The organism is Leptospira idonii, assembly GCF_004770995.1.
Lineage (GTDB): Bacteria > Spirochaetota > Leptospiria > Leptospirales > Leptospiraceae > Leptospira_A > Leptospira_A idonii.
This window is the reverse complement of record NZ_RQHW01000016.1, coordinates 1-23,233: the sequence shown is the minus strand read 5'-3', so window position 1 is coordinate 23,233 and position 23,233 is coordinate 1. Positions and strand designations below refer to the sequence as shown.

Here is a 23,233-nt window from a genome sequence, read left to right as displayed (position 1 = left end):
TCCCTGGAATGTCAACCGGGAAACAAGAGGGAATGATAAGGCAAACATATATGCATCTAAAAAGCCTAAATATTGTTGGATTTAAAACCTTTGCAGACGAAACGGAAATCGCTTTCGACCCAGGCTTCACTGCCGTAGTAGGTCCCAATGGTTCCGGTAAGTCAAATATAGTCGATTCCGTAAAATGGGTTTTCGGCGAAAAAAGTGCCAAGGGACTTCGGGGAGAGAAGATGGACGACGTCATCTTCCACGGAACAGAGAGTAGGCGAGCTGCAGGTTTTTCCGAAGTATCTATTTTATTCGATAATCACGATCATTATTTCTCTGTCGATTTCCCTTCCGTTAAAATCACAAGAAGACTGTATCCGGACGGAGAAAACGAATACTATCTAAACGATGTTCGATCCGCACGTAAGGATATAGAAAAAACATTATTGGATACCGGAATCGGTAAATCCAGTTATTCCATTTTAGAGCAAGGAAGAGTGGATCAAATCCTCAATTCCAAACCGGAAGAGAGACGTGCCATTTTTGAAGAAGCGGCGGGAGTTTCTCGATTCAAATTGGATCGTAAAGAAGCCACCAAAAAACTTGACGATACCAATCAAAACCTTCTCCGCATCCAAGACATCATGAGAGCGATGTTGGGCGAGATGGAGATTAAGGAAAAACAATCCGAAAAAGCAGAAACTTATTTTAAATTAAAACAAGAGTTAGATGAGTCTGATAAAAATCTTCGTTATCTGAAATTGACCGATTTCAAAAAAAGGATGAAAAAATCCGACGAAGAACTCCAGGACATCCGGGACAAAAATAAGAACATTTTGTCCCAAATTCAGGACGAAACGAACTTAATCAGCGAAAAAGAGAAGGTAAAGGAAACTAAAGAGAAGGAAATTGCGGAAATCGACAAAAAACTTTTCGATCATCTTTCCAAAACCCAAATCCAAAAGGAAAAAATCTCTAAAAACAAAACCTTTATCTCCGAATACGATGTGCGTATTTCCGAAATCGTATCTTTATTAGATGAAGAGACTCAGTCCACGATCCGTTTGGAAGTGGAGAAAAAGAACATTGAGTTGGAGAATGAGCGTCAGAAAGAGATTCAATCCAATCTGGCTTCAGAAATTCAAAAACTGGAAAATCATAAGCTCACTTTAGAATCCCAAATCAAATCGGAAGAAGAGTCCATCACTAGAAAAGAGACTCGCATCGGGGAAAACGAAAAAAGACATATCTCTTTAAGAGAAAAACAGAAATTAATCATTCAAGATTTGATTTTGGAATTGGAGAACAAAAAAAAGGAATCCAGAGAAAGCGAAGACAGACGGAACGATGATAAGGCTGTGCTTTTGTCTAAGTTAGACGGCTTTCAAATGAACTTGGAAACTTCTCTTTCTTATCTGAGCGGCGGTCAGTATTCCGATCTGCAAAATGAACTTTCCAAACTCGATCTTTTGGATTATAAAAACAAACTCAGTCAATTTTTGGAGAAAGAAGACAGCTTTAGGAATCTGCTTTTCGACAAAGACGGGGTTCTTTCCAAAAAAGAGTTAGTGGATCAGGAGATCGAAGATCTCCTTTTGGAGAACGAAAATCTAACTAGAAACATTCGAGAAAGCCAAGCGCAGATTTTAGTATTTCGAAACGAATGGGAAGATACTAGAAATATCATTGTAGACTTAGAAAAGAAACTTTTGGAATCCCAAGGTAGAATGGAAAACCAAACCAAACAATTGCTTGGTTTGGAGGAAAGAATCGTCGAAATTCAAAAAAGAATTTCCGCAACCAAAGAACAAGAGGCTTCCATCCGAGAGAAAAGAGAATTCTTGGAAAAAGAAGTGATCAGTTTGGAAAAAGAAATCGAAGATGCTTATCAAGAATTTCTTTCCATGAGTAAAATTTTGGAATCTGAAAAAGAGACTCTGCAGTCTTTGTTGGATGATATTCAAAATCTTAAGGCAAATATCTCCAAAAATCAGGAAGTGTTCCAAACACTTCTTCCTTTGTTGTCCGAGAAAGAAAGAACTTCTTCCGCTTTGAAAGTGCAAATCGACTCTTTGATCGAAGAACTTTATAACGACTTTTCCTTGACAGATTCCGAATTGGAAGTTGAGAAAAGAGAGTTGGTATTGGATCAGAAATCGGAAGAAAAAAGATTGAGATCCGCCAAGTCCGAGATTCAACTTTTGGGTTCCATCAATCCTTTGGCGATTGAGGAATATAGAAACATCAAAGAAGTTTACGAACACAATCTCAAACAAAAAGAAGATATCGAAAGTTCCAAAAAAGATATAGAAGATGTTTTAAAACGAATCAACGAACAATCGGAAAAACTTTTCCAAGAAACATTCGAAAAGATCAAAGCCAATTTTCAGGAAACCTTCTCCACGTTATTCAACGGAGGAAGGGCTACTTTAGAACTCACCGAAAAAGAAGATTCTCTCAATTCGGGAGTGGAAATTATGGCAGAGCCTCCCGGAAAACATGTTCAGAACCTGAGGCTTTTATCCGGAGGAGAAAAGTCTCTTACCGCCATTGCATTGTTATTTGCAATTTACATGGTGAAACCCAGCCCGTTCTGCTTTTTGGATGAGATCGATGCTGCTCTGGACGAAGCCAACAAGTTAAGATTCTGCCAAATTTTGGATCGATTCAAAGATAAAACTCAATTCATTGTGGTATCTCACGCACAGTCTACCATCTCCCGAGCAAATGCAATCTTCGGGGTGACCAATGAAGAGCCTGGAATTTCTAAGATCGTTTCTCTCCGTTTGGATGAAGCTAAAGTCTTTTCGAAGAATCTTCCTAAAACGGGAACGAACGATTAGTTCGGTTTTGTGGAGTTTTTCTTTTTTCGATAAGAAGTAGTTCTGTAATATTTTTAGATTTGATGGTGAGCTGATTTTGTTTAACGCTACAGTTATCGAAGTATTCATTGCTTCCCCTTCCGATGTTATTAAAGAAAGACAAATAGTAAATGAAATCATAGACGAGTGGAATATTGCAAATTCAAACTTATATAACTTGATTCTAAAGTCTTTAAGATGGGAGAAAAATGTTTATGCTAATTTAGCTCAAGGACCTCAGAATGAAATAAATGATCAAATACTAGAAAAAGCAGATTTGCTAATCGCTATTTTTTGGACAAGACTTGGTAGCCCAACGGAAACGTATGAAAGTGGAACTGTTGAAGAAATCACAAAACATATTGAGCTAGGGAAACCTGCAATGGTATATTTTTCCAATGCAGAGATAAAACCGGAAAGAATTAACAATGACCAATATTCAAATTTAAAGACGTTTAAAGAAATAATTAAAAAGCAGGGAATTTTCTTTGAATACGATAATTATCGCGACTTTGAAAATTTGATAAGGAATCAGCTTTCACTAGTTATAAATCAGAATCCATATTTTAAAAATATTTCTAATTTCTATAAAGAAAGTAAAAATTTACTACCAAATCTTTCGGATGAAAATGAGGATCTTTTACTATTTTTAGACAATCTCCCAAATTTTAGAAAAAATAATGACGCAATCGATAATTTTATCGAAGCTCTAGGTGATTATAGGTTTAAGAAATTATTACCAAGTTTGAACAAATTAGAAATCTTGAACGCAAGACAGGGCTCACATGGAATTTTATCTTTATCTATTTTTAATTCCTTTCATTCTTATACTGATAAAGATATAGAAAACATAAAGAATGATATTTTAAAAGGAAAATTTAAATAATCAAAGAGTATTGCATAGCTACTGCTTTGGTTTTAGTTTCTAATGTCATTCCTTTTGTAACCGTACAACGTGTCAGTCTAGCTAACTTCGGTAAGCAAGTTTATACACACTAAGGAGAAAATATGAGACACAGTAAAAATATAATTGTAATAGTGTTATTAATGTTAAGTTGTAGCACAGCAAATAGGAAAAACAAAGAATTTCAAGAGTTCGAATATCTAAAATCTTGTAATTCAACTAACTCGGAAGTCTTATTTCAAGATAATTCTAAAATCAATGTTAAAGTTGATAGTGGAATTCCAATCATTTCCTATTTTGCGAAAATCGGTAATCTTCATTGTATCAACAAGCTGCTGTCCTTAAAAGCGGATATTAATTCAGTCGACTCCAGAGGATTTACTCCTTTTATTTTTTCCGTATATTCAAATCCAAAGGTTATGAAACTTTTATTAGAAAATGGAGCCGATATTTCAGCTGAAACTCCAAATGGAGGAAATGCATTAATTCTAGCGGCAGAAATTGGTAATTTGGATGCATTGAAGTTTCTGATCGAAAGAGGAATGAATATAAACCACCTTACGAAACATAAAGGTACTCCTTTGATGCATGCTGCGATTAGAGGCTATTCTAAAATCATTGAAGAATTACTGATCAATGGCGCAAATCCGAATTTAGCTGACAATCTAAACATTACTCCCATAATGCACGCTGCATCAAATGGACATATCGAAACCGTCACTCTATTATTGAAATTTAAAGCCGATGTAAATATCAAAGATTATAAAGGATACAGTGTAATTTTAGCTCCGTCTGATGCGTCTTACCCAAGTGAAAATCATTTAGTAATAGTTGATTTGTTGGTTAATGCTGGCGCGAATATTAACGATAGAAACAATTTTGGTGATTCGGCCCTCAGTATTGCAAAGAAAAGAAAGTTATTTAGTTTGATAACAAAACTAGAATCTTTAGGTGCAAAAGACTAAATCCTAGTTATTTTAAATTTATCTTTTCCTATCAACAAAGCATCTATCAGACCCTTAATTGGGCCCGATCTATACTAGATTCATCTTCCCTTCTTTTAGAAGGGAAGATTCAAATATTGTGTTTAGTTTGTTTGTGATTTAAGAAAACAAAGAAAGACGGTCTTTATTTGCCGCCCATTTGTTTCATGATGCAGGCACTGAAGGATTGGCATGTATTTCCGGAGGAAGTCAAGCAGCCTGCGATTTGGTTGTAGAACTTGGGTTTGTTGCAATTGAAATCGCAACCTTTTTTAAGCATTTGTTTTTGATCTTCCGTTGCAGTAGGATGAACTTGGATGGAGCAGTTGTAATACTTTTCACAAGCTTCTTTGCATTTTGGGAAATCTGCCGCATTGAGACTCAAGCCTAGGAATAATGATAGGCTCGCAGAAACCAGACAAATCGTTTTTTTCATAACCTTTTTCCTCTCGATCATGGTAGCGAAGACGGGAGTCGAACCCGTGACCTCAGGGTTATGAATCCTGTGCTCTAACCATCTGAGCTACCTCGCCCTTACCTTTAGATCGTTTGGTCGAACTAAATCATTAGTTCTTTTGGACATTTTTTTCAGGATTTCCGTCCGGTAAAGGAAATTTCAAAACAGGATGGGTTCGGATCAGAACTAATTTATCATCCGTACATAAAAAACCCCCGCCATTTGGCAGGGGCTTTTCTTGCAAATTAGCAAGAGTAAGTAGTGAGGAATTCGTATGGGTGAGGGCGACCTTCCCATGGCCAAATTTCTGTCTCAAACTTGTAGTGTTGGTAAGTTTGGATAAACTCTTCCGAGAATACTCCACCTTGTTTGAAAACTTCTTTTTGGCTTAACATTTCTTCTACTGCTTCTCTCAAAGTGTGAGGCATTTGTTTGATGCCTTTTTCTCTGATTTCGTCCAAAGAAAGTTCGAATAGATCTTCTTCTCTCGGTTGACCTGGATCGATTTTTTCTTTGATTCCAGTCAAACCAGCCATAAGCATGGAAGCGAACGCCAAATAAGGGTTAGCTGTTGAGTCAGGGAATCTGAACTCTACTCTGATCGCTTTTTCTCCGGACACGAAAGGAATACGGCAGGATGCCGATCTGTTTTGTGCGGAATAAGCAAGGATAGATGGAGCCTCGAAACCGGGAATCAATCTTTTGTAAGAGTTTGTAGATGCGTTTGTGAACGCAGCGCAAGCTCTAGCGTGCTTTAAAACACCGCCTACATAATTCAATGCGAGTTCGGAAAGACCTTGGTATTTGTCTCCTGCGAAAAGGTTTTTGCCGCCTTTCCAAAGAGATTGGTGGACGTGCATACCGTTTCCGTTGTCACCAAATAATGGTTTTGGCATGAAAGTCGCTGTTTTTCCGTGTTTATGAGCTACCATCTTAACGATGTATTTTAGCTTTTGAACGTTGTCAGCAGCTTCGATTAAGGTTCCGAATTTAACTCCGATTTCCCCTTGTGCTTGCGCTACTTCGTGGTGAACAACGAAAGTTTCCATTCCTACCGCTTCCAAAGTTTTTACAAACTCAGCACGTAGATCTACTTGAGAATCGATCGGAGCTACAGGGAAGTAACCGCCTTTCGTTCCAGGTCTGTGACCGGAGTTGAAGTTGATTTTTCCTGTGTTTGCTGAACCTGGAATTTCAGAGTGAGTGTTCCAGATACCTTCGTTAGAATCCAATTCGTAGTATTGGCAGTTGATTTCATCTCTTACTTTTAAGCTGTCAAAAACGAAAAATTCGTTTTCAGGGCCGAAGTATGCAGTATCAGCTACCCCGGTAGTTTTCATGTATTCTAATGCTTTTTTCGCAATAGAACGAGGGCATTTTTCATAATACTGTTTTTTGTAGATATCCCATACATCGCAGAACATAACAAGAGTTTTGTCTGCTGTGAACGGATCAAGGAATGACGTCGATATTTCAGGGTGTAGCTGCATATCGGAGGCATTGATCGGCTGCCAGCGTGCGATCGAAGATCCGTCGAAAGGGATCCCTTTGAATGTGTCTTCGTTTACGGAATTCACATAGTACGAAACGTGGTGCCACATTCCTTTAATATCAGTAAATCGGAAATCGTAGAATATGACTCCGTTTTTCTTGGCGAACTCAACCACTTCCTTTCCGGAAGTAAATTTTGGGGTTGCGAACTGCATCTTTGTCTCCTTCGTTCAGAGGTTTCGTTTCTGATTCTAATCTGGTTGTTATCTTTAATGCAAGATCTATACCACATCAAATCGATTGAATATTAAGGAAATCGTGGAGTTTCTAAGCAAATCGCCGGATTGTGCCCTGCTTTCGATGTGGGCATTATGCCTAATTATTGTGCAATTTGCTTAAAGATTCGATTCTGTCTTTCTTTTAGTAAAGTGGGAAAAGCTCTCTTGAGATGAATTTCAGAGAGAGGACCCGATTTCCTCAATTCGATCATTCTTGGCGTTTCAAAGCAAGATTGGAAGCAAATTCCTGACGGGGATGGGATTTTTCCTTCTGCTAAAAGGAGGGTCTTATTTCTTTTTTCTTTCTTGGAGGAGAGTTTCCAGGTCTTTGATGAGTTTGACATGGATGGGTTTGGAGATGAATTCCATTATGTTAGGATAAGATTCTGCTTTGATCCTATCCGCTTCATCCACACTGGAAGATAGGATGATGATTTTCGTTTCCGAAAAATAATCGGAAAGGCTGCGGTTGAATTCGTCTAGGAATTCCCATCCGTCCATAATCGGCATATTCAAATCCAAAAAAATCAAATCCGGATACAGGGAATCGTTCGGCATTACTTTGTTAGATTTTAATTCTTTTAGAATTTCAATCGCCTCTTCTCCGTTACTTGCCGTGGAGATGTTTTTCGCAAAATTTGCCTGTAAAATTACGATTCTGCAGAGTGTGAGAGTGACAGGATCGTCATCAATGCAGAATACATGGTTCATTGGCCGATCCTCCCTTCCGGAAATAAAATAGTAAACTTCAGGCCTTGGTTCACATTTCCTTCTACGGAAATATCACCGCCTAATGTTTGTATTTGGGATTTCACTAGATATAGACCTAAACCTTTACTGTCCGGATGATTGTGAAATCTTTGGTACAAACCGAATATCTTATCTTTATGACGAACTAAATCGATTCCTAGCCCATTATCTTGGAATTCTAATACAATATTTTTTCCTAGAGGGTAGGCGGTAATGTCGATTTTCAAAGGAACCTTGGGGTTTTTGTATTTCATCGCATTCGTGAACAGATTGAGTAGAATGCTCTCCAGATACGATTTATTGAAAAAAACTGTTTTTGCTCGAGAAAAATCTACAGATAGATTCGGTTTGTGTTCGTTGAACAGATTCTTGATCTGCTCTTGTATGAGAGATAAAATGTCTTCGAAATGAAGGATTTCTTTTTCAACGGAAGGATTATCTCGAATGATCAAAATCTTGATTAAATCGTCGATGGTTTCAGAAAGTAAGTTCGTAGATTGTTTGAAACCGGAGAGTATTTCTTTTTGTAGCGGGTTTTCTTGGGGAATGTTTTCCATGGCAAGAATCAATCCGGTAAGATTCGAAAGAGGTGCTCTTAAGTTATGTGAGGTGATGTAGGCGAATTGTTTCAGATCGTGATTGTTTCGAGTGAGCTCTCTAATTAGTTTTTCCCTATCTTCTTCGTATTTTTTTCGTTCTCTGATGTCCGTATGAATTCCGTAAATAGCAAGAATTTCATGACTGTCTCCTACGACCGCTCCAGCGCTCAGATATAAATCCAAAAGTTGACCGCTTTTATTTCGCAATTGCACATCTCCGGACCAGTGTTTTCCGGAAAGCAGTGTTTTTTCTACTGTATCGGCAAGATTTTGATCCGAATAAAGAAAACGGAAGGGACCTCCTCTATCTATAATTTCTTCAGCAGTATATTCTAATAACTGAATAAAGTATTTATTTAGATAGAGTTTATTTTCTTTCGTCTCCAGGATTCCTATCCCGTCCTGAGAGTGGTCCAATACGTTTTTGTATTTAAGAAGGTCTTGGTTTGCGAGTTTGATTTCAGTGATATTGGTTCCGAATCCGAATATGATTCCGTCTTGATCCAGAACTTCTGAAGAATGCCAGGAGATATAAACTACGCTTCCATCCTTCTTCAAATATCTGTTCTCGAAAGAATAGGATTTGATCCCGCTCATATTTCTTTTCAGTTCTTGCATGGTTTGATTTCTGTCGTCGGGGTGGATGAACTCGGAGATCGGTCTGGAATAAAACTCCTTTTCCTCGTATCCCAAAAGATCGACAAAAGTGGGATTCACTTTTTTGAAATAACCGTACTTGCCAGTGACACATATCAATTCTGGGGAATGGTTGAAGAATTGATTGAGTTCGTCTACGATTCGTTTTCGTTCCAAATCGATTCCTATCTGATGGGCGACTCTTTTTAAGGAAGAGACAAGTTCCGAAGTTCTTTCGATCGGTTGGTCTCTAAAAAATAGAAAGACTGCGATGGTTTTGTCACTGACTTGTATGGGGAGACCTACTGCGGAAACCATTCCTAAGGAAAGGATATTTTCCCTTCTGATAAAAAAGGGAAGCGATATAAGATCGTTCCAGATTTCTACCGATTGGGTCTGCCAAGTATGTCCGGCAAGTCCTTCTCCGAATTCGAGAGATTTGGGAGTTTCAGGGACCGGAAGAGTGCCGTTCATTTTGAACTCTGCATGCGCTTGGTAATAAAGTCTGTTTTCGTTTCTTCCTACTAACCATGCTTCTCCGAAACGGAAATCGTTATGACTTAAAATCAAATGCAACACGTTCGTTAAGGAATCATCTACAGATTCGTTGTCATTTAAACTTCGTATGATGTGATTGATGAGAGACTGCTCTCTATTCAGGTTATGGGACTCCGTTACGTCTCTGAAGTTTTGAACGATTCCGCCTATAGTCGGTTCGTCGATTAGATTGGTCAATGTGGCGCCGATCCATCTCCAGGATCCGTTTTTATGCCTCATTCTCGCCAGATATCCGGTGATGGGAACTCCCGGATTTTGCATCGAATTTCGAATCATCTCCCTGGAGACTTCTTTGTCTTCGGGATGGATGATGGATACGATTTCCTCATCCAAACATTCTTTTTCCGTATATCCTAAAATTCTTTGGATTGCGGAAGATATATAAATCGGAAGTCCCTTGGGAGAAAGGATGGCGATTCCTTCCGCTCCGTTTTCCACAAGAGCTCTGTATCTTTTTTCACTGGAAAAAAGCAATGCTTGCGATCTTTTTTGTTCCGTCTGGTTGTACGTCGTGACGAAAGCCCCGATGACTTTTCCGTCTTCGTTGTATGCAGGTTTGTATCGTATGGAAAAATAATGAAAGGAACCGTCCTTATAGGGGACTGCGATTTCGGATTGTTCGATATTACCGCTTAATACCCTGTCGTAAATAGCTTTTACGATTTCTCTTCTTTCTTCCTGAGCATAATCGAGTATATTGTCTCCCTCAAAAACATCTCTGTTGAAGTAAAGGATGTATAATCTTTTGAATTGATAATTGAATGTAACGATTTTGAGATTTCTGTCGATGAACACGAAACTTTCTTCCGTGTTGATCATCAACAGTTCCAGAGTTTGTTTGAGGTTCAGTTCAGGATTTGAATTCGGTTCGTTTATCTGCATCGGGATATTTGCTTGGAATCGAATCATTCATGATTTAGGCCATGAACCGAAGCAAAATAATATTTTTTGCCTTATCGCTTGCAAGTAGAAATTTATTTTTACCAGCATTTAGTAAAAAAATTTCCTAGTATTACGCCTAGATCCTGGCTGAATTTGACTTGAGTTTTGGTCTCAATTTTTGAAAGTTTAACATAGTTATTTTAAATGTCCGAAGATTCCGAACAAAGTGTTCGCTTAAGCAGGCTTGAAAGTTATATCCATCTTTCCGAAGACCCGATTTGGTGTTATGAATTGGATGCCCCCATGCCGATTGATCTTCCTCGGGATGAACAACCCAAATATCTATTCGAAAGGTCCATCATTAGAGAGTGTAATCATGCAACAGCCGTTATGTACGGTTGCAAGAATTCTAATGAAATGATCGGCAGATATGTAAAAGACATCATGCCTTTGGTGGATCTTTCTCCTTTGCAAGCATTTGTCAGCTCCGGGTATTTTCTGGAAAATCTGGAATATGTGGAACATCTCTCGGGAAATCAGCCCAGACATTTTCTTTTGACTGTGAAAGGGCAGGTGGAAAAGGGATATTTGATCCGCGCTTGGGGACAACAGAAAGAAATTACCGCCCGGAAAGATTCCGAAAATAAGCTCAATGAACTGTTGAAACTTTCCCGAATTTTAAACGAGATCTCCAGCTCATTTGTTTACTGCAAGGCGGAACGGATTGCGGATGCGATTCATTTCGCTTTGGAAAAAATTGGGGAATATACTTTTGCAGATAAAACTTTCATCAGTGAAATTTCCAAAGATAGGGAATTTTTATCCGTAACTTACGAATGGCTGGCGCCAGGAATTTCTTCCACTATGAAGGACAGGCAGAATATGCCGATTGCTTCTATGAATCAGGAATATTTGAGAGTCATTGCTAACGATGGAATTTTATTTTTTCCCGATGCTTCCGATGTTTCTGATAACTCTCTCAGTAAAAAAGTATTGGAAGAGGCGGGCGTACAATCCATCCTCATCATCGGTTTAAGGGACGAAGGAACTCTGATCGGAATGTTAGGAGTTGTTAAGTTCTTGGAGCAGGAAGATTGGCCGAAAGAATCCCATCATTTTATCTCTTTGGCAGCGGGTCTCATTTCGCAAGGTATGGTGAGATCGCGAAGCGAAATCTCATTGAAGATCAAAGAAAAAAAATTACAAAGTTTTTATTCCGAAATCAAAGAAGATTTGCATTTAGCTAAATCCACTCAGGAAGCTTGGATCGCAAAAGACTTTCCTGCATTTCCGGGAATTTCGTTTTATACCAGGTTCTCCCCTTACGGGGAAATCGGAGGGGATCTCATTTTATACGACTGTCCCAATTCGGATTACATAGATATATTGTTCGGCGATATTTCAGGGCATGGAATTTCTTCCGCTTTGGTCACAGGGATCATCGCTATGAGCTTCAAAAAGTATTCCGACAGCCTATTGTCTCCTTTGGCTCTTTTACAGGCAATGAATGATGAATTGAAACCTGTAGTGGGAAAACATCATTTAAGCTGCTGTCTTTTGCGGATCTTTTCCAAAACGAGAGAGTCTATCTTTTGTTTTGCGGGACATCCTCCGGCTGTCATTTGGAATGAAAAGACGAATAAAGTGCAGGGAACTTTGTTGGGGGAGAGTTATCCTCTGCTTTTGATCGATGACTGGGTAGGGAAAGAAATCAAATGGAAGTTTCAACAAGGAGATCGTCTTCTTCTTTTCTCCGACGGAATTTATGAAGTGGAAAAAGAAGGAGAGGGGTTTTTGGGTTTGGATTTTTTTTTGAATCAATTGGATGGACTGATTGCCTCCGGATTTACTGGACAAAATTTTTTGACGCAGGTATTAAACCAGACTCTTAGAGGAAACAGATATAAGATCCACGATGATATCGCAATCCTTCTGATTGAGTTTTCTTGAGGCAGGTCTGCGTGATTTTTACACAGACCGTTTTCTAATTTGGATTTAATTTTGTTAGTTGGAGCAGTCCCAGCCGGATTCCCAGTTTTTATCCCCTGCGTATCTCCATTTTCCTGTTAAGTGAGTTGGTCTGTCCGTCATACGTCTGATAGAAGTTTCGAATTCGAAATCTCCTTTGTCGCCTGTTTCCGTTTCCGACCACTGACCGATGAATTTTTTGTCTTGGGTGATGGTTCCGCTGACTTTTCCTCCGTGTACAGAATAAGTGCCTGTGACTTTATTTCCTTTTTGAGAAAGCGTGAGAGTTCCAAAATCTCCGCAATTCCATTTGCCGGAGATATCGTTTTTGAAACCTCCATGGGGAACTGCGTATTGTTGTTCGGCTCCTTTTTGAGCAAGTATTGTCGTTGCTGTGATGGATGTTATAAAAAACATCACTGAGATGAAAGTTATTTTCTGTTTCATTCATTCCTCCTGATGTAATAAAGAGGGAAATATAACTCCCATTCTGATTTTGTCAAAGAGAAAATGAAAATGTTTTTGTAGTCGGTCGACTATTCCAAATCCGCTAAGTCCAAGACGGGTTTGTCCGCTTCTGGATATTTTTCCAAATATTCGGATACTATCTTTTGTTTGCCGGAAAGACGTGTGAGATGATTTTGTATGATGTATCCGAAGTCCAACTTACCCGTTACGATTTCGAATCTTTCCGTTTCAATGGTTCCTAGATCCAGATCAACAGGCACTTCATTCGCTCTGTCCGCATATTCTCTCGCTTTCTCCCAATAAGGAATCGCTTCCTTATAAAAACCTTCTGCAATTCCGAAAGAATTTTTCAACTCATGGGCGAAATCCAAATTATAGAAATATACATGTCTTTTGTCGAATTTGGATGCGATCCTCATGTAAGATCTCATGATTCCCAAATTCAAATGCATAAACATTAAATTTCTATATTTATAATATTCTTTTTCCGTTTTGGTTTCACATAATGCATGTTTTGGGTGGCGAAATCTTTTCCCCAATGCGATTTTGAGGAAATAAATATTTTTTCTCAGTTCGTTTTCGTTGTAGTGTTGTTTGAGATTATACAGTTCGTAATAATCTTCCAGGTATTTCGGTTCCCATTTGTGAAGTTTGTAAGGAACCCAGTCGGAAAACTTGGTATATGGGCCGTTTTTTTCGTATTCGTAGTTATAATCTATGTCCGTTTCCCATGCTTGGAGGGTAGGTGTGGTACCTGCAACAATGCAGAGGAAAGATGCGATTAGAATCCGAAATAGTCGCGATTTCACCTTAGAAGTATCGGTAGATTTGGGGATTTAGGTAAGGCCTGTAGGAGGTACTACATTTGATAGCGAGTCAGGATGCTATTTGTAGTAACGAGATCGATCACAGGAATGGATATTTTGGGTCGCAGTGATTTGCCTGTAGTAGGTACTACAAATTTCCGAATAAACCAATGGATTTCCCTAACTTTCCTGCTGCGGCAGATACCACAAACACTCAAATCCCTACTTTCCCCTCATCCATTTTTTTTCATTTTTAGAATTGACCAAAATTCTTTAATTTATTTATTTTACCAAAAGGTTAATTAACCAAATGGTTCAATACGAAACAGAAACAGATCCACTGAGTTTGACTTTTGCCGCTCTTGCCGATCCCACCAGGCGCCAGATTTTGGCGACCTTGAAATCGGGAGAGGTATCCGTAAAAGAATTGGCCGAGCCTTTTGCGATCAGCCTGCCTGCCATCACTAAACATCTAAAAGTTCTGGAAAAAGCCGGACTGATTTCCAGAGGAAGGGAGGCACAGTGGAGACCCGCAAAATTAGAAGTTGGACCGCTCATCGAAGTGGCTGACTGGATCGACAAATACCGCAAACATTGGGAAGACCGATTGGATCGTTTGGATCAGTATCTGAAAGAACTGCAAAGCCAGGAGAAGAAAGATGAACCTAACGCATAATCTTCTTGCATCTTCTCCGAACTGTGAGATTGTCTTTTCTCGCATTTTTCCTGCTTCAAGAGAAACTGTATTTCGACTTTGGACGGAAGGCAGGCATGTGCGAAATTGGATTTGTCCGGATGGTTTTGTTCTATCCGATTTTGAAAGCGATCTTCGCCCTGAAGGAAATTATCGTTTTGTGATCAGTCCTAATTTAGGGACAGATTGTACGATGAAGGGAATATATAAGAGAATCGAATTTCCAGAAACACTCGTTTATACGGATGCAGTCGAATGGGATGACGATTCATTTAAAGAGGCGATTGTAAGTTTGCATTTGGAGGAGTTTCAAGGAAAAACGAAATTCGAGATGGTTGCTCTTTACGAAACGGAAGAAGATAAAAACATTATATTGGATTTAGGTGTAGAAGAAGGCACTTCGGAAATGTTGGATCGATTCGAAAGTTACCTGTTATCTACTTTAAGTTAGGTGATTTTGTTGAATTGAATTTGTTTTAGTAAGAATTAATAAAATATTTAGGAGAATTTAAAATGAGTCAAGATACAACCCCAATTTGGAAAAAAATCAACTGGAAAGTCGCTTTGTATTGGATCGTAACAGTTCCTACTGCAGCCAGTTTCCTTTTCGGAGGATTCGTTTATTTAAGCGGAGATCCTACCGTGGCGGAAGGAATGAAGGAATTAGGTTATCCTTCTTATTTTCCAATAATCATTGGAGTATGGAAATTATTAGGTGGAATTGCAATTTTGGTTCCTCGTTTCGCACTCGTGAAGGAGTGGGCATACGCAGGAATGTTCTTTAACTTGAGCAGTGCTTCCATATCCTGCGCCTATGCGGGATTAGGAATGGAACATATCATTACGCCTCTTGTCGTCCTCGTTTTTGTAGCTGCCTCTTGGGCTCTTCGTCCTGCAAGCAGAAGACTCGTATAGAATTAATGTTAGTGGGAAAAGAGTGAGATGAGTCAAACGAATCAAAAAGAATTTTCAATCTCCAGAGTGTTGGATGCTCCCAGGGAACTTGTATGGAAGGCTTGGACTGAGCCCGCCAGATTGGCTGAATGGTGGGGTCCGAAAGGTTTCGTAATCATGCAATGCACTGTCGATTTTCGCCCGGGAGGAATCTTTCACTACGGGATGCGTTCCCCGGAAGGCTTTGAAATGTGGGGTAAATTCATTTATCAGGAAATCGTTCCTCCGGAAAAAATGACCTATCTTCTTTCTTTTTCAGATAAGGATCAGGGAAGCACTAGACATCCGGGCGCTCTTGATTGGCCTCTAGAGATTTTGAATACTGTGACTCTCAAGGAAGAGAATGGCAAAACGAAACTCACTCTTCAGGCAGTTCCTTACAATGCTACGGAAGAAGAATGCAGAATTTTCGAAGAGGGTCATCCGTCTATGGAAGAAGGATTCGGCGGTACATTCGAACAATTAGTGGAATACTTGAAAAAAGCAGGCAAATAAAAGGAGAATGCTTAGCATGAATGCAAATAACACTTCCGATCGGGAAATTATCGCAGAACGTGTATTTGATGCCCATAGGGAGCTGGTTTGGAAGGTTTGGACCGATCCGAATCATATAGCACATTGGTGGGGACCGAACGGTTTTACAAATACCATTCAAAATATGGATGTGAAACAAGGCGGAATATGGAAGTTCGTTATGCACGGTCCAGACGGAGTGGATTACAATAACGAAATCCAGTATTTGGAAGTGATTCCTCCTGAGAAATTAGTTTACAAACATGGATCAGGCGGTGATGACCATCCTGGATTTCATGTCACTGTTTTGTTTCAGGAAGACGGTAAAAAGACAAAGTTAAGTATGCAGCTGCTTTTCAGAACGGCGGAAGAGAAAAACGAAATCGTCGAAAGATCTGGAGCAGTGGATGGACTTTCTCAAACGTTGGAAAAACTGCGGGGATACTTGGCGAATTTATAATCCGACCTTTTCTGAGTTGGTTGCCTGATCCTGACTGCTCTGATACATTTAACCTAAGGATCGTTTGTATTTTGAGATTTAGTATCCCGAGTTCTCCTCGGGATACTTTTTTCTCTGTTTTGGAAGATAAGCGAAATGAATCTCTCTCGGATCTAGTTTTGATTTTTAATTATATTATACTATAAGAAGTATTTCATGAACGAAACACAATTTCCCCTTGCAGGGAAAAAGGAATGGATCGGTCTTGCTGTCATAGCATTGCCTTGTTTTTTATATGCTATGGATCTGACGGTTCTTTATTTAGCTGTTCCTCATTTGACTGCGGAACTTAAACCTACCAGCTCTCAATTGTTATGGATCGTAGACATCTATGGGTTTTTAGTTTCCGGATTTTTGATTACCATGGGGACTTTAGGCGACCGTATCGGTAGAAGGAAATTATTATTATACGGGGCCTTTGCCTTCGGAATCACCTCCGTTTTGGCCGCATTCTCCACCACACCTGAAATGTTGATTTTCACCAGAGCTCTTTTGGGAATTTCTGCGGCGACTTTGGCGCCTTCGACCCTTTCTTTGATCCGAAATATGTTTCATGATCCTGCAGAAAGAACTATTGCGATCGGAATCTGGGGAACTAGTTTTTCGATAGGAGGAGCCATAGGGCCTTTGTTTGGTGGACTACTTCTACAACATTATTGGTGGGGCTCCGTATTTTTAGCAAGTGTTCCCGTGATGATTCTTCTTTTGATCGTAGGCCCGAAGCTTCTTCCTGAATTCAAGGATCCGAATGCGGGAAAATTGGATATAACTAGCGTTTGTCTTTCTTTGGTTTCTGTTCTGACTGCCATTTACGGAATCAAACAGATGGCAGAAAAAGGTTTCGGAGGAACTTCCGTTTTTTGGATCGCAGTCGGAATTTTACTAGGCGCTTTCTTTGTGAGAAGACAGTTGTCTTTGCAAGATCCTTTGTTGGATATGAAACTTTTTCGCATTCCTGCATTTAGTTCCGCTTTGGTTTCCAATTTTTTAATCATATTTGTGGCTCTGGGAAGTTTTTTGTTCGTTGCCCAATACTTACAATTAGTGCTGGATCTTTCTCCTTTGGAAGCAGGACTTTGGACTTTGCCTAGTGCAATTGGTAATGTGATCGGTTCTATGACTGTGCCTAGGATCGTACGTTTTGTTCGTCCTGCTTATGTGATGGCTTCCGGCATGATTTTAGCAGCGATCGGCTTCGGACTTTATTCGATAATCGAAGGAAATTCCGGACTCTTTCTGATTGTTACCGGATCTTTCATTTTATCTTTAGGAATCTGCGCCGTTGTGATTTTAGGAACGGATATGGTTGTAGGATCCGCTCCTCCCGAAAAAGCAGGTGCTGCAGCTTCTATTTCCGAAACAGCTACCGAATTCGGAGGAGTGCTGGGTATCGCCGTTTTGGGAAGCATAGGAACTGCTGTATACAGAAATCGAATGATGGGTTTCGGTGAGAATGGAGATCCTTCCGTTATGAAATCCGCTTATGATACATTAGGTGCTGCAGCCGAAGTTTCTAGAAAAGTTTCTGAGGAATTTGGATCTGCCTTGCTTATCTTCGCAAAAGATGCGTTTACTGATTCGCTTCGACTGGTTTCAGTCATTTGTGCGGGCATTTCCATCTTCCTTGCCTTTTTAATCTTATTTTTATTAAAGAATCGAAACAGCGGAGCAGAGTGAATATGGATGATTTTTTCAAAACGGTAATTGCGGAAACTCCAGATCGGGAACTTGTGCTTTCCAGAGTATTCGATGCCCCAAAAGTTTTGCTTTGGAAAGTTTGGACAGATCCGAAACATGTGCAAAGCTGGTTCGGGCCGAAAGGATTTACGAATCCTGTTTGTGAGATCGATTTCAAAGTAGGAGGATCTTATAAATATGTCATGCGTTCTCCGGAAGGAATCGATTATCCCGTTCAGGGAAAATTCTTGGAGATTGTAGAACATCAAAAAATCGTTTCTACGGATATCGTCGAAGAACATCCTACGGAATGGTTCGAAACATTGAATGAATATATAGGAAATACGGAAGAGGAGAAATCACCGGATTCCGTTGTGACAGTGTTATTCGAAGAGATTCAAAATCGAACTAAACTTACCATTCGCACTGTATTCGCATCCAACCAAGTCAGAGATGCGATGATGAAGATGGGAATGAGAGAGGGATGGACGGAAAGTCTGGAGCGTTTTCTCGCAGAACTTTCAAGAGCTTAACGTCTAACGGTAGAAAGTTTTGATTTTTCCTTCAAGTCTTTTTACAGGGGTGCTAAAGGAGCCACCCATTGATATCCGACTCCTCTTACGTTTCGGATGGAGGTTTCCCCCACGGCATCTCTCAATCGTACGATGGCATTGTCGATGGTTCTTTGCGTAGGGAATGCATCTTCTCCTACGATCTGATCTAAAATTTGATTTCTACTCCAGACATGCTCCGGTTCGGAAATCAAAAGTTCCAATAGAGCACAGTCTCTTTTAGAAAGAGGAATCGTATTTCCTTTGGAATCTTTTATGGAGAAGGAGTCCAGATGAATTTCGATCTCGTTTAACTTCCATTTTTTGCCGAAGGATTTATTTCCCAGAGAAACGACTCTTTCCAAACGGATCAAAAGTTCTTTGAGATGAAACGGTTTGGGGATAAATTCGACGGCTCCCAATTCGAATCCTCTCAATCTTTCTTGTGCACCAGCCTGTGCGGTTAGAAATAAAAAAGGAGTGTCCTTCGATACTTGTTTGATGTATTCTGCGACCAAAAATCCGTTTTCATCCGGCAGTCTTAGATCTAAAATCACCAAATTGGGTTTATATGCATCGAAGGTGGATTTCGCATCTGCTGCTGTTTTTTCCCAAAGTACCTTATATCTTTCTTTGACCAGTCTTTCCTTTAAAGTTTCTCCCAGACTTTCATCGTCTTCCACTAATAAGATTGTAGGTTTCATGATAAGGACGGTAATTCCAGGGTAGCCATAAAACCGGTGTCTAATGGTTTTAGAATCAGCTTTCCCTTCATTTTCTCCATAAGTTTTTTCGCAATATAAAGACCGATCCCCGTTCCGCTGGTCACCGTATGACGAAGAAAAGGTTCTCCCAGTTGACTCCATTCTCCTTGAAATCCTGTGCCGTTGTCAGTCACTTGAATGTGGGCTTTATTCGTATTTGCATTTAATGATTGTATTGTGATTTGTGTCGCCTTCCCGTGAAGAACCGCATTTTCCACCAGATTTTTTAGAATCGATTCCAAGGCTCTTTTATCTCCTCGGATGGGTCGTTTTGATTCGGATTGAATCTCCATCTGTAGATTAGGGAAGTCCATTTTTAGATGCTCGAATAGTTCTTCAGCCTGGAAAGTTTCCAGATACAAAGGTTCTCCTTGCATGAGGCTCGCCAGATAAAACGCTTTCGCCATTCTGGATTCGATTCTTTTGTTTTCTTTCAGAAGTTTTTCCAATCGTTTGGTGATGGGCAAATTCGGATTGTCGTCGATGAGTCCTTCTATCTGCAGCTGCAAGCTGGCCAAAGGAGTTTTCATTTCATGGGTGACTGTGCTGAAAAAATCGGAGATGAGTTTGGATCTTTTGTGGTCTCTGTAAGAAAGAAAGGCAAGAGTGATTCCTCCTCCTGCGAGCATCGTGAGAAAAAAGGAACCTTCCAGTTTGAGCATCCGGTTCATCCTTTCCAATTCCAATCTGCTTTCTGAGGTTTTGGAAATTTCGGATATGGTTTTGGCCTGCCTCATCCCTAAAACCCACCACCAAATCCCTAAGGAAATGGTGAGACTGAGCCAGGCGAGGGAAAAAATCATCCGAAATTGAGCGCTTCCTTTCAAACAACCGACCTCTACAGCCTAAAAAGGGGTTGTCACCCTTGCTTTCTAGCAGATTTTACATTGTTAAGGAGTACCACTTTGAACTTCGACGATATATCGAAACATCTAGGAAAAGACGCTGAATCTCTTTTGGGATTCAATAAGCCAAAAATCGCAAAAGAACTATTGCATGTCCCAGGAAATGACTGGGTTGATCGAATTTTTTCCCTTACAGACAGACCTATCCCTGTTTTAAGAAGCATTCAATCCCTTTTAGGCAGCGGCCGATTGGGAGGAACAGGTTATGTTTCCATCCTTCCGGTTGATCAAGGAATTGAACACTCTGCAGGTGCTTCCTTTGCAAAAAACCCGATTTACTTTGACGGTGAAAATATCATTAAGTTGGCAATTGAAGGCGGATGTAACGGGGTCGCTACCACATTGGGTGTATTAGGTTCTGTTGCGAGAAAATACGCACATAAAATTCCTTTTATCTTAAAAATCAATCACAACGAACTTCTCACTTATCCGAACAAAAGTGAACAAATTCTTTTCGCTACCGTAAAACAAGCGTATGACCAAGGCTGTGTTGCGATCGGTGCGACCATTTACTTCGGTTCTGCAGACGCAGGAAGAGAAATCGTTGAGATTTCAAAAGTATTCGAAATGGCACATCAATTGGGAATGGCAACCATTCTTTGGTGTTACATCAGAAACAACGCTTTCAAAAAAGACAAAGACTACCATGTTTCTGCCGACTTAACCGGACAAGCGAATCACTTGGGAGTTACCATTCAAGCGGACATCATCAAACAAAAACTTCCTGAAAATAACGGCGGTTATAATGTGTTGAATCAAGAGTCCAGCTACGGAAAAACGGATAAAAGAATTTATTCCGATCTTACATCCGACCACCCGATCGACCTAACTCGTTACCAAGTAGCAAATTGTTATATGGGAAGAGCGGGACTTATCAATTCCGGCGGTGCATCAGGAGAAAACGATCTACAAGATGCTTTGAAAACGGCAGTGATCAACAAACGTGCCGGTGGAATGGGATTGATTTCCGGAAGAAAAGCATTCCAAAAACCGATGAACGAAGGTGTTGCTTTGCTTCATGCAATCCAAGACGTTTATTTATCTAAAGAGATTACCGTAGCGTAATCTCTCTTGTGCAGAATCATCCGATTCTAAAAAGAAGGGGAGGGGTAATGTTACCCCTTTCCTCTCTTCTCACCAAACAGTCATTCGAATGCGGTGATATCCGCAGCTTGTTTGCACTTGGCAAATGGGCAAAAGATGCAGGGTTTTCCATCCTGCAAATTCTTCCTCTCAACGACACTGGATTCGGCCGTTCTCCTTATAGTTCTATTTCCGCTTTCGCGATTGATCCTATTTATATTTCTTTATTCGAGTTGGGATCGAATCTGATTTCCAGAAAAAAAACGATCGCAACCAAAACCATTCATCATGAACGAATCAGAGAATTAAAGTTAGCCGAACTTAAACTGATTTTCGAATCCGACCTGAAGAAAAATACGGAAGCGGCATTGAAGTTTTTATCCGATTTTCCTTGGGCCTATGGATACTGTGCATTCCGAGTTCTTTATAACGAAAACGAAGGAAAAGATTGGAGTTTGTGGCCCGAACAATTCCAGAATCCGGATACGGCGAAAGAATTCGTATTTAAAGAGAAAAGAGAGGAAGCTATCTTTTGGGCCTACCTTCAGTTAGTCGCTTTCAATCAGTTGAAACAAGCCAAAGAAAATCTGGAATCGATCGGAGTTTATTTGAAAGGGGATATGCCTATCCTCACTTCCCGAAATTCCGCTGATGTTTGGGAACATAGAGAGTATTTCGATTTGAACCTGCAAGCGGGAGCTCCTCCCGATGCTTTTTCTTCGGAAGGCCAAAATTGGGGGTTCCCTGTTTTGAACTGGGCGGAATTAAAAAAAACGAATTACAGATGGTGGCAAAGCCGTTTGGAATATTTGAGCCATTTTTTCCATCTGTATCGAATCGATCATGTGATCGGGATGTATCGCATTTGGGCCATTCCATCCAGTGTGCCTAGCGCTAAATTGGGTTGGTTTCATCCGCAAATCGGTTCTTCTAAGGAACAGTTCGCAGAACGAGGATTAAATCCTTCCGAATTTTGTGAACGTAAGTTGATTTATGAATTTAAAAAAGATAGATATATTTTCTATTGGGACTTCTGGAAAAACTCCAAATACCAGGAACTTCCGGAAGAAATCAAAGCTAAGTTTTATCCTCTTTCAGAAATTAACTTAAAGGCGGAGGAAGAGGCTTGGGAGAAGGCAGGAGATGAGATCCTAAATGCTTTCGACGGTTTCTCTGATATGATTCCTTGTGCGGAAGATTTAGGCGCGGTTCCGGGATTCATCCGTTCTTCTTTGAAAAGAAGAGAGACTTTAGGGATCGATGTGATTCGTTGGACCAGATCCCTCGAAAACGGAAGTTATATTCCCCAGGAAGGATATCGTAAAACAGCGATTAGTGTTTTATCCACCCATGATACTTCTTTGGCGTTGGAATGGTGGAAAAGTTTGGAGGGAGATGAGAAAAAGTATGCGGAAAGTTTTTTCTTTTTGCAAAAAGGAAAGGAACTTCCCGTTACTGCTTCGGAAATTTTGGAAGGGCTTCTTGACTTTGCATTTTCTGCAGAAAGTCTTTTTTCCATTCAGATGCTTACTGATTTACTCTACCAAGGCGAATTCGATCATTTAGAGAGGCCTGAGCTACATCGTATCAATATTCCCGGAACTCCAGAAGAACAAAACTGGAATTATCGATTTTCCTTTTTTGCGGAGGATCTCTCCGAAAACAAAGAACTCATTTTCGCACTTAGAAAAAAACTGATCGAAACCCGCCGGATGGCATAAACCGGTTTTCTCGAATAGCTGTCTCCTTTTACCCAGGCAAATGGGCAAAAGGGTGAAAAGAATTTAAAAAAAAATCTTAAAAACGGGAAAGGGAGTGCGCGGGACGGCACTTCATGATAGAGGGAAAGCATTGGGCGGCGGGTGGGATGGAGTTCCTACCAAAAAACGGACAGAAAAATCAAGCAATCCTTTGATCATATATCTTACGAAATTCCATAGGACTTGTAAAGTCCAAAGTAGAAT

The 23,233-nt window shown here is 40.0% G+C and carries 21 protein-coding genes and 1 tRNA gene; 13 read left to right on the top strand and 9 right to left on the bottom strand.

Going from position 1 to position 23,233, the window contains the following annotated elements; all coding sequences use genetic code 11:
• Positions 1-50: 50 nt before the first annotated feature.
• From EHS15_RS04945 to EHS15_RS04935, 3 genes are all read left to right on the top strand, one after another.
• Complete coding sequence (locus EHS15_RS04945) at positions 51-2,831, top strand: chromosome segregation SMC family protein (RefSeq protein ID WP_135759443.1); 2,781 nt, start codon at positions 51-53, stop codon at positions 2,829-2,831.
• 76 nt (positions 2,832-2,907) lie between these two features.
• Positions 2,908-3,735 carry a hypothetical protein gene (locus tag EHS15_RS04940; RefSeq protein WP_135759442.1) on the top strand — a complete coding sequence of 276 codons (828 nt, stop codon included), beginning with the start codon at positions 2,908-2,910 and terminating at the stop codon, positions 3,733-3,735.
• A gap of 122 nt (positions 3,736-3,857) precedes the next feature.
• Positions 3,858-4,718: an ankyrin repeat domain-containing protein gene (locus EHS15_RS04935; protein ID WP_135759441.1), complete on the top strand. Its 861-nt coding sequence runs from the start codon at positions 3,858-3,860 to the stop codon at positions 4,716-4,718.
• A gap of 163 nt (positions 4,719-4,881) precedes the next feature.
• Here EHS15_RS04935 and EHS15_RS04930 read toward each other — a convergent pair whose 3' ends face one another.
• The 5 genes from EHS15_RS04930 to EHS15_RS04910 all read right to left on the bottom strand — a co-directional run bounded on the left by EHS15_RS04930 (position 4,882) and on the right by EHS15_RS04910 (position 10,414).
• A complete protein-coding gene (locus EHS15_RS04930; RefSeq protein ID WP_167884158.1) occupies positions 4,882-5,172 on the bottom strand; it encodes a Cys-rich protein in 291 nt (96 codons plus the stop codon).
• Positions 5,173-5,192: 20 nt separating this feature from the next.
• Positions 5,193-5,269 (bottom strand) — tRNA-Met (locus tag EHS15_RS04925).
• A 169-nt stretch (positions 5,270-5,438) separates the two neighbouring features.
• The gene (gene glnA / locus EHS15_RS04920; RefSeq protein WP_135759439.1) at positions 5,439-6,899 is read right to left on the bottom strand and encodes a type I glutamate--ammonia ligase; all 1,461 of its coding nucleotides are present in this window, start codon (positions 6,897-6,899) and stop codon (positions 5,439-5,441) included.
• Between the two features lie 351 nt (positions 6,900-7,250).
• A complete protein-coding gene (locus EHS15_RS04915) occupies positions 7,251-7,673 on the bottom strand; it encodes a response regulator (RefSeq protein ID WP_135759438.1) in 423 nt (140 codons plus the stop codon).
• Positions 7,670-10,414, bottom strand: a complete 2,745-nt coding sequence (locus tag EHS15_RS04910; protein WP_135759437.1) for a PAS domain S-box protein — start codon at positions 10,412-10,414, stop codon at positions 7,670-7,672. Before EHS15_RS04910 ends, EHS15_RS04915 begins: the two co-directional genes overlap by 4 nt.
• 177 nt (positions 10,415-10,591) lie before the next feature.
• Between EHS15_RS04910 and EHS15_RS04905 the strand changes: the two genes are divergently transcribed.
• On the top strand, positions 10,592-12,337 hold the full coding sequence (locus EHS15_RS04905) for a GAF domain-containing SpoIIE family protein phosphatase (protein WP_135759436.1): 1,746 nt from the start codon (positions 10,592-10,594) through the stop codon (positions 12,335-12,337).
• Between the two features lie 54 nt (positions 12,338-12,391).
• Here EHS15_RS04905 and EHS15_RS04900 read toward each other — a convergent pair whose 3' ends face one another.
• Both EHS15_RS04900 and EHS15_RS04895 read right to left on the bottom strand, forming a co-directional pair.
• Positions 12,392-12,802 carry a hypothetical protein gene (locus tag EHS15_RS04900; protein WP_135759435.1) on the bottom strand — a complete coding sequence of 137 codons (411 nt, stop codon included), beginning with the start codon at positions 12,800-12,802 and terminating at the stop codon, positions 12,392-12,394.
• 89 nt (positions 12,803-12,891) lie between these two features.
• Positions 12,892-13,611 (bottom strand): hypothetical protein, encoded by a 720-nt coding sequence (locus EHS15_RS04895; protein ID WP_425460625.1) that lies wholly within the window; start codon positions 13,609-13,611, stop codon positions 12,892-12,894.
• 328 nt (positions 13,612-13,939) lie between these two features.
• Here EHS15_RS04895 and EHS15_RS04890 point away from each other — a divergent pair, with 328 nt between their 5' ends.
• The 7 genes from EHS15_RS04890 to EHS15_RS04860 all read left to right on the top strand — a co-directional run bounded on the left by EHS15_RS04890 (position 13,940) and on the right by EHS15_RS04860 (position 18,499).
• Positions 13,940-14,305: an ArsR/SmtB family transcription factor gene (locus EHS15_RS04890; RefSeq protein ID WP_135759434.1), complete on the top strand. Its 366-nt coding sequence runs from the start codon at positions 13,940-13,942 to the stop codon at positions 14,303-14,305.
• Positions 14,289-14,774, top strand: a complete 486-nt coding sequence (locus EHS15_RS04885) for an SRPBCC family protein (protein WP_135759433.1) — start codon at positions 14,289-14,291, stop codon at positions 14,772-14,774. The genes EHS15_RS04890 and EHS15_RS04885 overlap by 17 nt, the downstream gene beginning before the upstream one ends.
• 62 nt (positions 14,775-14,836) lie before the next feature.
• Positions 14,837-15,238 carry a DoxX family protein gene (locus tag EHS15_RS04880; RefSeq protein WP_135759432.1) on the top strand — a complete coding sequence of 134 codons (402 nt, stop codon included), beginning with the start codon at positions 14,837-14,839 and terminating at the stop codon, positions 15,236-15,238.
• A gap of 27 nt (positions 15,239-15,265) precedes the next feature.
• Positions 15,266-15,772, top strand: coding sequence for an SRPBCC family protein (locus EHS15_RS04875; protein ID WP_135759431.1), 507 nt, complete (start codon positions 15,266-15,268; stop codon positions 15,770-15,772).
• A gap of 16 nt (positions 15,773-15,788) precedes the next feature.
• Positions 15,789-16,250, top strand: coding sequence for an SRPBCC family protein (locus EHS15_RS04870; RefSeq protein ID WP_135759430.1), 462 nt, complete (start codon positions 15,789-15,791; stop codon positions 16,248-16,250).
• Positions 16,251-16,445: 195 nt separating this feature from the next.
• Complete coding sequence (locus EHS15_RS04865) at positions 16,446-17,966, top strand: MFS transporter (protein ID WP_135759429.1); 1,521 nt, start codon at positions 16,446-16,448, stop codon at positions 17,964-17,966.
• 2 nt (positions 17,967-17,968) lie between these two features.
• Positions 17,969-18,499 carry an SRPBCC domain-containing protein gene (locus EHS15_RS04860; RefSeq protein ID WP_135759428.1) on the top strand — a complete coding sequence of 177 codons (531 nt, stop codon included), beginning with the start codon at positions 17,969-17,971 and terminating at the stop codon, positions 18,497-18,499.
• Between the two features lie 41 nt (positions 18,500-18,540).
• On the opposite strand, the gene EHS15_RS04855 is transcribed toward EHS15_RS04860, so the two are convergent.
• Positions 18,541-19,221 (bottom strand): response regulator transcription factor, encoded by a 681-nt coding sequence (locus tag EHS15_RS04855; RefSeq protein ID WP_135759427.1) that lies wholly within the window; start codon positions 19,219-19,221, stop codon positions 18,541-18,543.
• Positions 19,218-20,084, bottom strand: a complete 867-nt coding sequence (locus EHS15_RS04850) for a sensor histidine kinase (RefSeq protein WP_135759426.1) — start codon at positions 20,082-20,084, stop codon at positions 19,218-19,220. The genes EHS15_RS04855 and EHS15_RS04850 overlap by 4 nt, the downstream gene beginning before the upstream one ends.
• Positions 20,085-20,186: 102 nt before the next feature.
• Here EHS15_RS04850 and EHS15_RS04845 point away from each other — a divergent pair, with 102 nt between their 5' ends.
• A complete protein-coding gene (locus EHS15_RS04845) occupies positions 20,187-21,251 on the top strand; it encodes a class I fructose-bisphosphate aldolase (RefSeq protein ID WP_135759425.1) in 1,065 nt (354 codons plus the stop codon).
• A gap of 47 nt (positions 21,252-21,298) precedes the next feature.
• Positions 21,299-22,990, top strand: a complete 1,692-nt coding sequence (locus EHS15_RS04840; RefSeq protein ID WP_246051901.1) for a 4-alpha-glucanotransferase — start codon at positions 21,299-21,301, stop codon at positions 22,988-22,990.
• The last annotated feature ends 243 nt before the right edge of the window (positions 22,991-23,233 follow it).